General features: G+C 34.6%; 14 protein-coding genes and 2 pseudogenes. 6 read left to right on the top strand and 10 right to left on the bottom strand.

All coding sequences use genetic code 11. From position 1 onward, the window contains the following. Window positions 1-54 precede the first annotated feature (54 nt). Both F936_RS08500 and F936_RS08505 read right to left on the bottom strand, forming a co-directional pair. On the bottom strand, window positions 55-483 hold the full coding sequence (locus F936_RS08500; protein WP_005046638.1) for an RNA-binding S4 domain-containing protein: 429 nt from the start codon (window positions 481-483) through the stop codon (window positions 55-57). After that, entirely contained in the window at window positions 467-1,153 is a 687-nt protein-coding gene (locus tag F936_RS08505; RefSeq protein ID WP_005046639.1) for an HAD-IA family hydrolase, read from the bottom strand. The genes F936_RS08500 and F936_RS08505 overlap by 17 nt, the downstream gene beginning before the upstream one ends. A gap of 464 nt (window positions 1,154-1,617) precedes the next feature. Here F936_RS08505 and F936_RS08510 point away from each other — a divergent pair, with 464 nt between their 5' ends. Beyond that, window positions 1,618-1,932, top strand: a complete 315-nt coding sequence (locus F936_RS08510; protein ID WP_003652162.1) for a hypothetical protein — start codon at window positions 1,618-1,620, stop codon at window positions 1,930-1,932. On the opposite strand, the gene F936_RS08515 is transcribed toward F936_RS08510, so the two are convergent. Then, on the bottom strand, window positions 1,929-2,462 hold the full coding sequence (locus F936_RS08515) for a GNAT family N-acetyltransferase (protein ID WP_005046640.1): 534 nt from the start codon (window positions 2,460-2,462) through the stop codon (window positions 1,929-1,931). The two genes, F936_RS08510 and F936_RS08515, sit on opposite strands and share 4 nt — an antisense overlap. Before the next feature lie 75 nt (window positions 2,463-2,537). Here F936_RS08515 and F936_RS19515 point away from each other — a divergent pair. The 4 genes and pseudogenes from F936_RS19515 to F936_RS18745 all read left to right on the top strand — a co-directional run. Continuing rightward, window positions 2,538-2,743 (top strand): annotated as a pseudogene (locus F936_RS19515) (alpha/beta hydrolase); the annotation flags it as partial. 531 nt (window positions 2,744-3,274) lie between these two features. Next, window positions 3,275-3,553: a ubiquitination-like system serine protease family protein gene (locus F936_RS08525; RefSeq protein ID WP_004643097.1), complete on the top strand. Its 279-nt coding sequence runs from the start codon at window positions 3,275-3,277 to the stop codon at window positions 3,551-3,553. A 163-nt stretch (window positions 3,554-3,716) separates the two neighbouring features. Next, window positions 3,717-3,830 carry a hypothetical protein gene (locus F936_RS19520; RefSeq protein ID WP_227505633.1) on the top strand — a complete coding sequence of 38 codons (114 nt, stop codon included), beginning with the start codon at window positions 3,717-3,719 and terminating at the stop codon, window positions 3,828-3,830. Between the two features lie 46 nt (window positions 3,831-3,876). Continuing rightward, window positions 3,877-4,059, top strand: a pseudogene (locus tag F936_RS18745) (S8 family serine peptidase); the annotation flags it as partial. A gap of 47 nt (window positions 4,060-4,106) precedes the next feature. On the opposite strand, the gene F936_RS08530 reads toward F936_RS18745, so the two are convergent. Next, window positions 4,107-5,561 (bottom strand): SulP family inorganic anion transporter, encoded by a 1,455-nt coding sequence (locus tag F936_RS08530; RefSeq protein ID WP_005046642.1) that lies wholly within the window; start codon window positions 5,559-5,561, stop codon window positions 4,107-4,109. 611 nt (window positions 5,562-6,172) lie between these two features. Here F936_RS08530 and F936_RS08535 point away from each other — a divergent pair. Next, entirely contained in the window at window positions 6,173-7,615 is a 1,443-nt protein-coding gene (locus F936_RS08535) for a glucose/sorbosone family PQQ-dependent dehydrogenase (protein ID WP_005046643.1), read from the top strand. A gap of 57 nt (window positions 7,616-7,672) precedes the next feature. Here the strand turns inward: F936_RS08535 and F936_RS08540 are convergent, their stop codons facing one another. The 6 genes from F936_RS08540 to pfkB form a co-directional block, all read right to left on the bottom strand. After that, window positions 7,673-8,116, bottom strand: coding sequence for a universal stress protein (locus F936_RS08540; protein ID WP_005046644.1), 444 nt, complete (start codon window positions 8,114-8,116; stop codon window positions 7,673-7,675). Window positions 8,117-8,256: 140 nt separating this feature from the next. Further along, window positions 8,257-10,353, bottom strand: coding sequence for a sensor domain-containing protein (locus tag F936_RS08545; protein ID WP_005046645.1), 2,097 nt, complete (start codon window positions 10,351-10,353; stop codon window positions 8,257-8,259). A gap of 598 nt (window positions 10,354-10,951) precedes the next feature. After that, on the bottom strand, window positions 10,952-11,167 hold the full coding sequence (locus F936_RS08550; RefSeq protein WP_003652142.1) for a hypothetical protein: 216 nt from the start codon (window positions 11,165-11,167) through the stop codon (window positions 10,952-10,954). Between the two features lie 196 nt (window positions 11,168-11,363). Further along, window positions 11,364-11,828, bottom strand: coding sequence for a MarR family winged helix-turn-helix transcriptional regulator (locus F936_RS08555; protein WP_002121027.1), 465 nt, complete (start codon window positions 11,826-11,828; stop codon window positions 11,364-11,366). Between the two features lie 835 nt (window positions 11,829-12,663). Then, entirely contained in the window at window positions 12,664-14,382 is a 1,719-nt protein-coding gene (locus F936_RS08560) for a fructose-specific PTS transporter subunit EIIC (protein WP_005046646.1), read from the bottom strand. Beyond that, window positions 14,369-15,316, bottom strand: a complete 948-nt coding sequence (gene pfkB / locus F936_RS08565) for a 1-phosphofructokinase (RefSeq protein WP_005046649.1) — start codon at window positions 15,314-15,316, stop codon at window positions 14,369-14,371. The genes F936_RS08560 and pfkB overlap by 14 nt, the downstream gene beginning before the upstream one ends. Window positions 15,317-15,327 lie beyond the last annotated feature (11 nt).

The raw sequence follows: 15,327 nt of genomic DNA on the forward strand, positions 1-15,327 counted from the left end.
TTTTTCTATAGCTTCTATGTGTTGTATGTGTGTGTGCGACACAACTCGACGTTTTTATTCATCATCGTATGACCAATTTTGATCATTCTCCTGTTTAAACCGAATAATTTGTCGACGATCCTTTTTACCCGGTCTATGGTCAGGTCGAGCTAGATTATGCAATTTTCGTTGGGATGCAATCAACTCCCGTCTAGCAATACTCACTTCTGTTTCTTCATAAAGTTGCTGCGCAACTGGCGCTGAGCCACGTGTATTAGAAAGCGCTTTTATCACAATAGTTTTTTTATCAAACCCTTGCTGGATAATAAGCTCCATTCCAACTCGGATTTCTTTGGAAACTTTTACACGTTCATTATTGTGATGTACTTTACCTCCTTCGATTGCTGCTTTAGCAATTGAACGAGTTTTAAAAAAACGAGCAACCCATAGCCATTTGTCAACACGCATGGTTTCTACGGCATCGTTTTCACGCAATTTTGACATCATTATCCTTTCTATCAATTTGATTCAATATAGACAGCAACTCTGTAAGTCGATCTAGTGCTTTATATTCTAAATCTTGATGCTGTCTTATATGCTTTAGACTTGAGGGCTGTAAGATAGTAAACAAGTGTTTAATACCAAATTTTTCTGCTGTTTTTAATACCGGAGTCGTATCGTCAATAAAAATTGTTTCATCTAGATTGAAGGGATGTAGTCGCTGGAGTTCTTTCCAAAAATTAATATCTTCTTTTGCATACCCTATTTGTTCGCTTGATATGATTACGTCAAAAAAATGTTCGATTGCAATATTATCGAGTTTTAAACGTAAACTGGCGCGATCAGCATTAGTCACTAGCCAACAGGTGTATCCTAGCTCTTTAAGTTGTTGCAGAAGCTCAAGACAACCCGAGCGAGCTTGGATTTTAGATTGAAATTCTTGTTGTAATTTGAGTACATCAACGCCTACTGTTTTATTCCAATAGGTTGATGAATACCAAACAAGAGTGTGCTGATGTGATTGATAAAACTGATATAGCTTTTTTTTGCTCTCGGCGAGGGGAAGTTGATGGGTCTGAGCATGTCGTTCAGGAAGACATTCATTCCAAATGAAGTCATCGAAGGCAAGATCTAATAGTGTTCCATCCATATCAAACATGACAATCTTAGACATGATTCAAAAATCTCCAAAGACTTTCAAAGCACAGTTTTTTAGTTAAAATATTCATATAACCCTTAAAAAATAATAATTTATGAGTGTTTTGTGGCGTTCAAAGAAATTCAAAGTTCAACAACGTAATTCATGCAACAAAAATTAATATGTACATAAATGTGTACATAATATTATAGCTGGCATGGACAGTAGTTAGTCTGGAATTGTACCGTGTAATTTTGCAGAAAAAAAAGAGTAATGACATGGTTTTGAGGAGAAAAGATTTTTCTTTTAGTTAAAGTAAAAAGGAATGGTTTGGATTTTATAAATTAGATATTTAAATCGTGCTGTACGTTTATGTGAACCATATTAAAGATCGTTATTTTTGCTTACATACGATACTTTTTGATAAACAATATATAAATTGAAGAATACTCAATTAGCGCTATATTGAAAATTATCCTAATAAGAATTTAGAGAAGGCAATGAAAATTGGATTTATTGGAGGAGCCAATGATGGCATAGTCATTAATGCTGCTGATGGCCTCGATACTTATAAACTGGAATGGCATTATAAAGCTGAGAAACACTGTGAAAATCAAATAAATGAAGATGAATGGCAGCCTAATTTAGGACTTAATGGTCCTGAATATGATTACTATAATTTATTAATCTTAAGAAAAAATAAAGAGGCTAAACTCTTCTATGTGCTCACCAGTATGGAGAAGGAAGAAATAGCAAATAAAATCAATGAATATTGGGAGTATTCAACCTCTGTTGGTTATGATTTTGATGACTAGGTTTTTCTTTCACAAGATATTTCATAAAGAACATGCGCTCTTAATTGGTGATGGAGAGGGACTTTCGGGTGATCGAAATTTTTCACTCTCTGCATTCCGAGTCTTGCCATTACAGCTTGAGATGGTTTATTAAGAGTAGCTGTGAACGAAACGATTTTATCTAAATTGAGTACATTAAAAGCATAGTCTAAAACTGCTTTTGCTCCTTCGGTAGCGTAACCTTGTTTCCAGAATTCTTTTGCAAGTCTCCAACCAATTTCGACACATGGACAAAAATCAAATTGCTCAGGTTGGTTGTGTAAACCAATAAACCCGATAAATTGATGGCTTTCTTTTAATTCTACTGCCCAAAAGCCCCAACCATTTTCATCAATGAGACGTGAAATTTTTTGGATTAAGTTAAGACTTTCTTGAGGTGTTAGAAGGCTTGGGAAAAATTGCATGACGTCTTGATCTAGGCCCATTTTGATAAAAGGTTCAAAGTCACTTTCTTTCCATTGTCTTAGGATTAGATGTTCAGTTTCAATCATAGAATAACTCTTTAATAAACGATAACTTTTTCATAAGAAGGTTAAAGCGGTTTCTGCACAATCTTCTGTAAAATGATTTTGGAATATAGCCCTATTCATCATAAAGAGAGGATTGATATCCCATGCACAATTTTATGTGGAGAATTTGAACTCGAAGAGTTGAAATGGCAAAGCCAAAACTATTTTGAAAGTAAAAAAGATCAAGAACAGGGGGAGTATCTTTTACACTTATTCCTCACATTAATCACTATACGATTTTAGAGTATTATTTTAGGCATTAAGTATTTGAAAAATAATATATGCCATATTGTTTTATAAAACTCTTAACTTAAGCTGATCATAAAATAACTGTGAGATAAATCACAACTTACCCTGATTTTTACAGAAAGTGCGAGTTGTTCTTGACCTGAATATAGAACTTAATTAGATTAAAAAGATAGTGCTTTCTCACTAAACGACAAAATGTTTAGCTGTTGTTTAGATGAGTTTTTAAGTCCGTAGCTTCCCAAGATACGGACTTTTTTATTTTTTAATTAAAAGTAAAATATAATATTTGTTTATTCTAATTCTAGAACTTATTTAGAATCTATGGGTTTTAAATGTGTGCTTATAAAATCATTTAATAATAAAATTTATGTAAAACATAATTTAAAAAAATCTTCATCAATCTGTAATATCTCTTGGTTAAAGTAAAAGCAGACAAACAAAAAAGAGAAAACTATAACGAATAATTAAATAATAGATAGTGTTCTTACGTGGATAGATTTAGTCGGCTCATATGGGTTGGCTTTTTTATTTAAAAAGGAGCCTTTATGAAAGTACAATATTTTGAGGGTGGGATGTATGTACATATGTGTCCGGCTTGTGGGCATTTCCACTATATTCCGGTAGAGCACCCCTTTTCTAATGGGAATCAGTGGTTCTTTAACGGTAGCCTTGAAAAACCAACATTTAATCCGAGCATAAGTATCATTGGGCGTTGTCATTACTTTATAGAAGAAGGTTTTATTGAATACTCTCTTAATTGTAAACATCATTTAGCGGGCCAGAAATTGGAATTGCCTGAACTAAAAATCAAGAATAATTTGTAATTGGATAATATATTTATTTTTTATTTGTATTTTTTTGAAGTAATATTTTTTTACGTATTTGATACTGAACCTTTATAGTTAAAAAATTTGTAAATCTCTTCTGGTTGCTGATTTATTTAAAGTCTGAAATAATTTTTATAAATAATTGTTTTATTATGTGTTTATGGATATCTGGAAATTTTTTCGAAGTTTTAATACAGTTGGTACCTATCTTGTACTTTCTACTTTTATATTATTGGTAATGATTATATATTTTTATATTGTAGATCCTTCTTGAAACTTTATAGGCAAGAATAATAATTAATCTTTAAACGTAAACCTATAAAGTTCTAAATGGAACATCGATGGCTACGCCACATGTTGCAGGTGTCGTTGCTGAAATACTGCAAAGTACCCCCACTGCGACACCACAAACCATCTCTACTAATCTTTTAAATCAAGCAAGTAGTAATGTGGTAAAAAATCCATCTGGTAGTCCAAATCGTTTGTTGTATAAATCTCCTTAATAAAAAATTTAATCTGTAGATCGTAAAAAGGTCCCGAAGGACCTTTTTTAAATTTTAGCGTGAGTACCATATTTATCAATCATGATTGAACTGGCTTCATTTAAGCCGCGTACAGTAACTTTTATGCCATTTTTTTGAAATTTATTGATAGCCGAATCAAGCATTGCTACTGAAGTTACATCCCAAATATGTGAGTGTGTAAGATCTATAATGACTTCTTTTATATCTTCCTTAAAGTTAAACCCTTGCATGAATTTTTCAGAAGAACTAAAAAATATTTGTCCTCTTAAATCATACAAACGCGTTTCACCTTCAAAGGATGTATTTACATGAATATCATTTTCAAGTTTATTGGCTAAGAATAACGCGGAAAGTAAAACACCGGTTAATACACCTAGTGCTAGGTTATGGGTAGCCACAACAACAATGACAGTTGCAATCATAACAACATTGCTACTTTTAGGATTCGATTTAAAGTGAATCAGCGACTTCCATTCAAAAGTACTGATTGACACCATAATCATGACAGCAACAAGAGCTGCCATAGGAATTACTTTTAGCCAAGCACTTAAGAATACAACTAAAATCAGTAAAAATATGCCTGCACAAAAAGTAGATAAGCGTGTACGACCACCAGATTTTACATTAATCATGGATTGACCAATCATGGCACAACCAGCCATTCCTCCCATAAAGCCTGAGGCAATATTGGCAATCCCTTGACCTTTACACTCTTGAAACTTATCGCTTGGTGTATCCGTCATTTCATCAACAATTGTTGCTGTCATCATTGACTCAAGTAAACCAACAGCAGCAAGGGCTAATGAATAGGGAAGAATAATAAGCAGTGTTTCTAAATTAAAAGGAATATCTGGAATTAAAAATATAGGTAAGGTATCTGGTAATGATCCCATATCACCAACCGTTCGAACATCAATACCTAGAAAAATGGCGAGTAGTGTAATGACGACAATACAAATAAGTGGGGAAGGAAAGAACCTTCCAATTTTGGGTATATAGGGGAATAGGTAAATAATTGCTAAACCAATTGCTACCAATAAGTAGACATGCCACGTCACGTTTACCAATTCTGGTAGTTGAGCCATAAAAATGAGTATAGCTAGGGCATTAACAAACCCAATAACGACTGATTTGGAAACAAAACGCATGAGTTTAGCGAGTTTGAAGTATCCAGCTAAAATCTGTATGCCACCGGTTAAAATAGTGGCTGCAAATAAATATTGAAGCCCATGGTCCTTTACAAGTGTAGTCATAACTAGAGCCATGGCACCTGTAGCCGCCGAAATCATAGCGGGACGCCCGCCTACAAATGAAATAATGACTGCAATACAAAAAGACGCATATAACCCAACTTTCGGGTCTACACCCGCAATAATTGAAAATGCAATTGCTTCAGGAATTAAAGCAAGACCAACAACGAGACCGGAAAGAATATCTGCACGGACATTAGAGAACCATTGTTCTCGGACATTCGTTAACATGAGGGGGATAGCCTATAGTTCTAAATTTTGAAAAGGCTAGTGAAGTGATATATCAACACAAGCGACTACACCACATCACTAAACAATGATGAGTTATTTACAATGAATAAGGGTAAATAAACTTAAGGTGGCGTAAGTGTCATGGTAATAGAGAATTTGAGGCTTTAAAAAGTGGCCGAAGAATAGCATAAGTTTTTAAGGTTGACTAACCTGAGCTTAGGAAGTTTGCATAGCAAAAACCTTATAATTGAATGCTTTTCATCATTGGGGTTATGAAATTTTTTAAGAAAGGATACTGATCTGCATTTATGGTTAATAGCGATATTGTGCTAACTTTAGAAGACCATTTCAAAAAACATTAAGATATAAAATTAATTGAGCATGTATAAAAATAGATCAAAATTAGCTTTAAGTTACTCATCTTAAAAAGACTTTGTAAGATTGTTTATCCATTTTTAATAGCTACTTTTATGCAACAGAGCCTTTCAGAAATTTAGATTTTAATAGATTCGTTATTCATCATAATACAAATCATATAGAGAACTCGTACAAACCCTTGATTAACGGTTTAAAAATTCTCGGAAAATTTTGACAATTTATAAGGTGGACATATGAATAAACATTTATTGGCTAAAATTACTTTATTAGGTGCTGCTCAGCTAGTTACGCTCAATTCAGCATTTGCTGATGTCCCTCTTACTCCATCTCAATTTGCTAAAGCGAAAACAGAAAGCTTTGACAAGAAAGTTCTTATATCTAATTTAAATAAGCCACATGCTTTGTTGTGGGGGCCTGATAATCAAATTTGGTTAACGGAGCGGGCAACAGGTAAGATTCTAAGAGTTAATCCAGAGGCGGGCAGTGTAAAAACAGTTTTTCAGGTTCCTGAGATTGTAAATGATGCTGATGGACAAAACGGTTTATTGGGTTTTGCCTTTCATCCTGACTTTAAAAATAATCCTTATATCTATGTTTCAGGTACATTTAAAAATCCGAAATCTACAGATAAAGAATTACCGAATCAAACTATTATCCGTCGATATACCTATAACAAAGCAACAGATACTCTTGAGAAACCAGTAGATTTATTGGCAGGATTACCTTCATCGAAAGACCATCAGTCGGGTCGCCTTGTCATTGGTCCAGACCAAAAGATTTACTATACGATTGGTGATCAGGGACGTAACCAGCTTGCTTATTTATTCTTACCAAATCAGGCACAACATACGCCGACTCAACAGGAACTGAGCGGAAAAGACTATCATACCTATATGGGTAAAGTATTACGCTTAAATCTGGATGGAAGTATTCCAAAAGATAATCCAAGCTTTAACGGTGTAATTAGTCATATTTATACGCTCGGTCATCGTAATCCACAGGGCTTGGCATTTACTCCAAATGGTAAACTATTGCAATCTGAACAAGGTCCAAACTCTGATGATGAAATTAATCTCATTGTTAAAGGTGGCAACTATGGCTGGCCAAATGTAGCGGGTTATAAAGATGACAGTGGTTATGCCTATGCAAATTATTCGGCAGCAACCAATAAGTCACAAATTAAAGATTTAGGGCAAAATGGAGTAAAAGTAGCGGCAGGTGTACCTGTGATGAAAGAGTCTGAATGGACTGGTAAAAACTTTGTACCGCCGTTAAAAACTTTATATACCGTCCAAGATACCTATAACTATAATGACCCAACCTGTGGGGATATGACCTACATTTGCTGGCCAACAGTTGCACCGTCATCTGCTTATGTCTATAAGGGCGGCAAAAAAGCAATTTCTGGTTGGGAAAATACATTATTGGTTCCATCTTTAAAGCGTGGTGTTATTTTCCGTATTAAGCTAGATCCAACTTACAGTGCTACTTATGATGATGCTGTGCCGATGTTTAAGAGCAACAATCGTTATCGTGACGTGATTGCAAGTCCAGATGGGAATGTTTTATATGTATTGACTGATACTTCCGGAAATGTCCAAAAAGATGATGGTTCTGTAACGAATACATTAGAAAATCCAGGATCTCTGATTAGATTTACATATAAAGCTCAGTAAAACAGGCTATTAAAAAACCGATCTATATAAGATCGGTTTTTTTCAGCTTAAGAAAAACTATTCAGTTACGACTAATACCGGTAAATGAATTTCTCCTAAAAGAGCTTGAGTCACACTTCCTAAGAAGAACTTTTTAAACCCTTTTCGACCATGAGAGCCAATGACTAACAAGTCTGCTTTGAGCTCGGTCGCTGCTTTAATAATTTCTGTGTGAATTGTTTGACCTTCAACAATTTTTGTTTCAACAGAAATTCCATGCTGGCTAAATTGTTCTTTCGCTTGGTCTAAAATACCCTGAATTGATGCTCTAGCTTTATTAAAATAATCCTGTGCTAATTCTGTACTATCAATGAATTCTACAGAAATAAAAGGATCTATAGTAAGCGCATATACTAGAGTCACTTTACTACCAAAGGCCTTAGCAAGTGCTGCTGCATGATTAACAGCAATGAGTGAAGTAGGAGAACCATCGACTGGAACCAAGATATGGTGATAACTCATATATTGCTCCTTATTGTCCTATGACAATGTATGGTGCCAAAACACCGATTTATTATCTTTATGCTTATATTATGAACAATTTTTAAAAATTTATTGTTTATTTTTAGTATGAATAGAGGCGAGAAAGTTTATTAAAGATTTTATCTTAAAGCATTGTAATGACTTTCTAGGTAGGGTTGATTCTGTTTGAGTATTGAAATGACTTGATTGGCATCTATAGCGGACTCAAACAAGAATCCTTGACCTATACTATATCCAAATTGTCGAAGTAGTTCTTCTTGTTCTGGAGTTTCAATTCCTTCTGCAATGAGCCCAAGTGACAGATTAGGGGCGAGTAGTCCAATCGCTTGTACAATGGCATAGATAGATGGGTCATGTTGCATCTTTTGTATAAAACTACAATCCACTTTTAAACTGTCAATTGGATAGTCACGAATATGGGTAAGCGATGAAAAACCTGTACCAAAGTCGTCTAGCGCAATATGTACGCCATGTTGTTTTAATTTATTGAGCGCACGGATCACATATTCTGAACCTCGGTCGCCTAGCATATGTTCAGTGACTTCTACTTCAATATAATGTGTTGGAATTTGAAATTGATTGATCTTTTTCAAAAGCTTTTCAGCATAGTTATCTCTTAAGAACTCAACTGGTGCAGCATTGAGCGAAACAGGAAGAGGTTTAATACCAAGATCTATCCATTTAGCGATGTCACGTAAAACTTGATGTTGCATAGTTTCACCGATCTTACTCGCTAAATTATAATCTTTAAAAGCCTCTGCAATTTGTGCAGGGTAACCTCTTTGAGCTGAAGTAGTATGCCATCGTAATAAAGCTTCAAAACCTACGACACGATGAGTTCTTAAATCTACTTTGGGTTGATAGTAGGGCTGGATGGTATGATGGCGAATAAGCTGGCGTGCTAAATTAAGTTGAGATGCGACTGTTTCGGTCATTTGCATCATGCATGGATCATACATACGGATACCACCACGACCACGCGCTTTTAAGTCATGCAATGCCATATCTGCACAACTTAGTAAACCTGACTGGTCTACGGCATCTTGAGGATAAATTGCACAACCAATACTCATACCACCATTTAGAACATTGCCTAAATAGGTAATAGGTTGATTTAGCTGCTGAAGTAAAATTGCGGCTAGGTCACGCACATCGCTTTCAGATTTTAGGTTATTAATAATAACCGCAAACTCATCTCCACCTAGTCTTGCGACAAAGCATCTTTCATCATCAACACAATGACTAAAGCGTTTGGATAAAACTTTTAAAAGATGATCGCCTGCGCTATGCCCTAAAGTGTCATTAATATGCTTAAAATGATCAAGATCAATTAATAGTAAACCCACACTTGTTTGACTATCTTTTGAATATGCAAGGGTCCGTTTAAGTTGAAATTTAAATGAGCGCCGATTACATAAACCGGTCAGGTCATCTCTTTCACTCATATTTCTAAGCTGATTTTCTGTCAAATGCTGTTGAGTAACGTTACGAGATACACAAAGTATTTGTCCGATTTCACCATTTTCCCGATGAATCGGGGTCAGCATATTATCCCAATATTCGGGGTCCTGATCTGGTAAACAGCTCATTCCAGCAAATCTGGCAACTTTGCCTTGAAGGGCTTTTTTTAAAGCGACGCGTCCACGTTTACGAATATGAGGTGGCAAAAGCTCAAGCCATTTCATTCCAAATTCTGTTTCATCAACAGGAACGCCTAAAGCGAGGCATCCTGATTTATTCATATGAGAAACTGTGCCATCAACATTTAATACTTTAATGCAATCAACACTGATGTCTAACATTTGATTTTGTATTTCAATATTCTTTTGCAAGTTTTGTTGTTCTTGAATATCGTGATCAATATCTAAAAAGCTGACATACCATTCACTGGCTAAAGAAGAGCCGCGATATTTGGAGGCTTGAATAGAAAGTTTGCACCATCTATATTGATTGCCACTTTGTAAAAGTCGGCATTTTAATTCTATTCTTTTTTGCAGGCGAATTGCTTCGAGCCATCTATTTTTGACTTCATCTAAATCGACAGGAGATATAAAATCTAACCATTGCTGAGGTAATGGAGAAAAAGTATCCTGCCAATATTCTGTACACTCTACATTGCAATATAATATCAAGCCATTTTCATCACTTACCCATGTCGGTAGTGGAATTTGCTCAACAATAAAATGCTTTTGGGTGTTGTTCGACATTGAAGTCATAACATGCCTAGAAAGATTGTATGGGGTTAATCTATTTATAAGTCATTATTGTAATCTTTCTGTAGTAATCTAAACAGCAATAAATAAATTTCAATTGTCTTTTTTTTGAACTAAAATTGAGGTGTTAAATATATTATATACTTAATATTTAATTTATGTTTTTGTTATTTATTGATTTTTATCTGTGTTAAGTTAAAAAAAGATTTATGCTTATTTTTGTAAAAAACTTATTAAAACAGAAGCTTATAATTGTCTTTAGAAACCTATCTTAATAAAACTAATGAAAATAAATTATAAAATGATGAGAAGTAAATTGTGATGTTTGAAATTTTAATAACTCAAATTTTAACCATAATATATAGAGAGGGGCAGGTTTTAAAAAGTCTAGATAAATACAATAACCACCATTAAGTTTACAAAAGTAATATAAAATAAAGGCTTATATTATCGTAAAATTCTTTTTATCAAAAAGGATATATATTTCCTTTTTGTGCATTTTATAGCCTACATTTTCCCCAAGATGTAGGTTTTTTTTATTCCTAATTTTTGATTTTATAATTTCAAACTATTAAAAATAAAAAAAAGCCAAATGGCTTTTTTATACAGTTTCAGGTTTTTTCAACTCTTGTTGAATGTAAAGATTCATATAGTATTGTTCAATATAATCATCTGCATAGTTGTTTGCTAAGGTTTTGGTTGCCACTTGTTCATGTTTTAAATAGCAGTTTGATTCGAGGTCTTTTTCAAGTACCCACCATTGACGGTTAATACGGCGCACTTGAAACTTGTCACTTTTGTATTTTCTTTTAGCCATTTTCAAAAATTTGCTATTCAGTTATTGAAAGAGAATTTCTACTGGAGTTAAGAGCTCAAGTCAACAGATGTGAAGTTAATTGATTATTTTATGTAGGGTATTGTTTCTATCAATGCCTTGATGAGGCATTAAAATAGAAAAAGCTCTCCTGAAGAGAGCTTAGTTCTTATTGACGAGTAAAAGATCTATTCCATTTTTAACGAGAAAGATTTTTTAAAAGTAATTTTAAACTTTCCATCATTTTTTCTAATTGCAATGGGGTGATACCTTCGAATGATTGCTCGAGTACTACGCTGGTTAGATCATTAATCTTATTGATCATTTCAGTACCTTTTTCTGTAAGTACCACGCGGGTGATTCGACCATCGGTCTGACAAGAATAAGTTTCAACTAAACCTTCATCTTTTAAACGATAGACAATTTTAGTTGTCGTCGACATTTTTGAAATAATCATGTCTGAAAGTTCAGAAACACTCGCATGGGGCTTACTGCTTAAAGCCAACATAATGCGTCTACGTGAGTTATCTAAACCATATTTTTTTAAAGCATTATCAATATTTTGTACATACTGAGCATGTACTTGAGTAATCCAATAATATGGAAAATCTTCAAGAGTAAAAGATTCTGTTGTAGGTAAAAAACGCGCATACTTCTTTGTCATTGACTTTTCCCCATACCTTGGTGGATCGCATTTCTGGTGAACTATCTTTAATAGTTGAAAAATATAGTTTCATCAAGCAAGTTATATCAGGACTTTACTTGCTGAGCAAAATTTATATAGCTAAATTTAACAATGACATGGTTTAGTTACTCTTGCCTTGATAAACATCCCTATACTTTGCACAAACTACAAATACTTTTCTTCTATAGTCAAAGTTTGTTGAAAATTAATGTGACTTGATAAGTCATAGTCATTAATTCCTTAAAATCTTTGAACAGATATACAAGATTGCATCTAGGCTTGCTTGATCGTTAATTAAACGATATTGACTTGCAAACGCATCGTAGAAAAAAAATTATGATTTGACCGTGGCATTGAACGAGATAGTTTTTGTCTCTAAAGTCATAACTATGAAAAATCAAGATATTTAAATATAAAATATTTATTAATATCAATATCTTAGTTTGTTTTTTTGTTGATGAAATTTACCATACATTTAACATGAATCATCTATTATTTAGCAAAATAAAATGGGTTTATTTAACAACTTATTGATTATTTTATATAAAATTAAAAAACTAGTTGAATGATTAGCATTATAAATTTAGCTTTTTTGTCTATAAATTATATTTTTAACAATTTTTACTCAGGCAGTAGGTCACTCATCTGTTAAATCTCAAAAACACGAAACTTTAACTGTTATGTTGATAGAAGAAGTACCTGCATAGATTATGGCGAGAGCTACTCAGAGTAAGTGATATAAGCATTATTAAAACAGATTGTTGAATAGTATTTAATTTAAAAAGGGAGAATTAATATTCTCCCTTTTTAAAATTTATGAAATGGTTACAATTTTTTCTTCTACTTTTTTCTTAACAATTGCATAGCTTATTCCTGTAACAATACTGCCGGCAGCAATTGCAGCAAGATATAACCAAGCATGATTAATTGCATTGGGAATTAAAAGAACAAATACACCGCCGTGAGGAGTAACTAACTCGCAGTGGAATAGTGCAACAAGTGCGCCAGTTACTGCACCACCTAAAATACAGGTTGGGATAACACGCATTGGGTCTTTTGCTGCAAAAGGAATTGCACCTTCTGAAATAAAACATAAACCTAGTACAAAAGCGGCTTTTCCGGCATCTTTCTCTCCTGTACTAAATTTATTTCTAGCCACGAAAGTCGCAATAGCCATACCAATAGCAGGGACCATACCACCCGCCATTGTTGCTGCCATAGGCATATAGGTATTTGTTGTCAATAATCCGACAGTAAAAGCGTAGGCTGCCTTATTGATTGGACCGCCTAAATCGATACACATCATGCTTGCTAATATAATTCCCATTAACACAGCATTTGTTGTACCCATATTATTTAGGAAGTCTTTCATGAGCTCGAAAATATGTGCTACAGGTTGTCCAACCACATAGAACATAATAAGGCCAACAAATAATGTTCCTAACAAAGGAATAATTAAAATTGGTTTAAGTGCTTCTAGACTAGTAGGAAGTTTGAGTTTTTTTGCAATAAAAAGTGCGATATAGCCCGCAAGGAAACCTGAAACGATGCCGCCTAAAAAGCCTGCTTGTAATTGAGAGGCGAGTAAGCCGCCGATTAAGCCAGGTGCGAGGCCAGGGCGATCAGCAATGGAGTAGGCAATATAACCCGATAACATAGGGACCATGAGCATAAATGCAGCGGCCCCAATTTGTTTTAATATGGCTGGTAAACTGCCTGCTTGCTCAGCAGCATTTAAGCCAAAGCATAGGGATAGGGCAATTAGAAGGCCACCAGCCACCACCATAGGTAACATATAAGAAACACCTGTTAAGAGATGTTTATATACGCCAACTTTTTCGGTTTTATCCTTGTTCTCTGCTGATGTTTGTTGCTTACCTTGATCTAAAACTTGTGCATTACTAATCGCTTCAGCAAAGGCTTTATCTGTTTGCTTTAATGCAAAACCAGTACCGCATCGGTAAACACGCTTGCCCACAAAACGGTCTGTGTTAACTTCAATATCAGTAGCAAGAATCACGATGTCCGCTTCAGCAATAGCTTGGGCTGATAAAATATTTTTTGCACCCACGGAACCTTGTGTTTCTACTTCAATCTCATAACCAAGTTTTTCTGCACCTTGTTGTAATGCTTCAGCAGCCATAAAGGTATGAGCAACACCTGTAGGACACGCAGTGATTGCAACAAATTTAGTCGCTTTATTTGGCGATGGCGTATTAGCACTCTGCCAATCTTGAGCTGGCTTTAAATGATCTAAGCCAGTTTGGAAAGCTGAATAAGCATCATTTTTAATTTCTTCAATGCTAATTAAAGATAAAGGGTGTGTACCAAAAATATTAAGATTTTTCGGACGTTGTCCAATAACAATCACTTGATCAAAGTTTTGATTTTCTTCGAATTCATCGAGCGAAATTATGTTATTTTCGTAACCCCGTTGGGATGCTACCTGTGCAAGCTTTCGAGCTAAAATCAAAGCATTGACTTGCTGTTGCGGACTATTAATGACAAATAATAAATGTTTAGCAGTTGGCATCAGATTCACTCAATGAATTGATTGTAGTTTGGGCTTTTAATTGGTTTAGCGTTTCAGCATTTGGAATACGAAAGCCAATTTGTGTTACAGCATGGCTCGCAATTGCCGTAGCCGTTTTCAATGTTTCTTCGGCAGAGAAGTTATTTATTAGGCCATGAATCATCCCTGCTAAAAGAGAGTCGCCCGCACCAACGGTACTTTTAACGATCACTTTAGGGGCTTGGGCATGTAGTGGATGTGTTTCATGTAGCCAGTTTACACCGTCTTCACCCATCGAAATAATGACATGCTCAATTTTAGCTAAGTTTTTAAAAAGCTTTTTTTGTTCAGTATAGGTTGTGGCAGGAAGCTGATAGCTTTCTACTAACTCATCGGTGTTTGGTTTAATCATCCATGGTTGGCATTCAATTGCAGCGACTAACGCTTTACCACTTGTATCAAGGGCAACTTTTTTACCATGTTTTTGAATGAGCTTAATAAGCTTTTGAAACTCATCAATACTAAAACCTTGTGGAAGACTACCAGCAATAGCAACGACTTCTACTTGCGGCAAAATCATTTCGATTTTTTGGAATAGATTCTTTTTATCTAGTTCAGATACTAAAAATCCTTTTCCATTTAAATCGGTCATACGGCCGGAATGTTCAGCAATTTTTATATTTTGGCGCGTTTCACCCTCAATATAAATAAATTCAGATTGAAATTGAACTTGCTCAAAATGTGTATCAAAAATCTGTCGATTACTAGTGCCTAGAAAACCGGAAACAATAACATCATGTCCTAAATCTTTTAAAACTTGTGCAACATTAAGCCCTTTTCCAGCAGCATGAATCTCTACAGATTCTTGGCGATTTACTTCACCTATCTGCAACTCATTGAGTTGAATGGTCACATCAATTGCAGGATTTAAAGTAATTGTTAAAATTTTAGCCATTACCATTCCTA

This window comes from Acinetobacter calcoaceticus DSM 30006 = CIP 81.8, assembly GCF_000368965.1.
Lineage (GTDB): Bacteria > Pseudomonadota > Gammaproteobacteria > Pseudomonadales > Moraxellaceae > Acinetobacter > Acinetobacter calcoaceticus.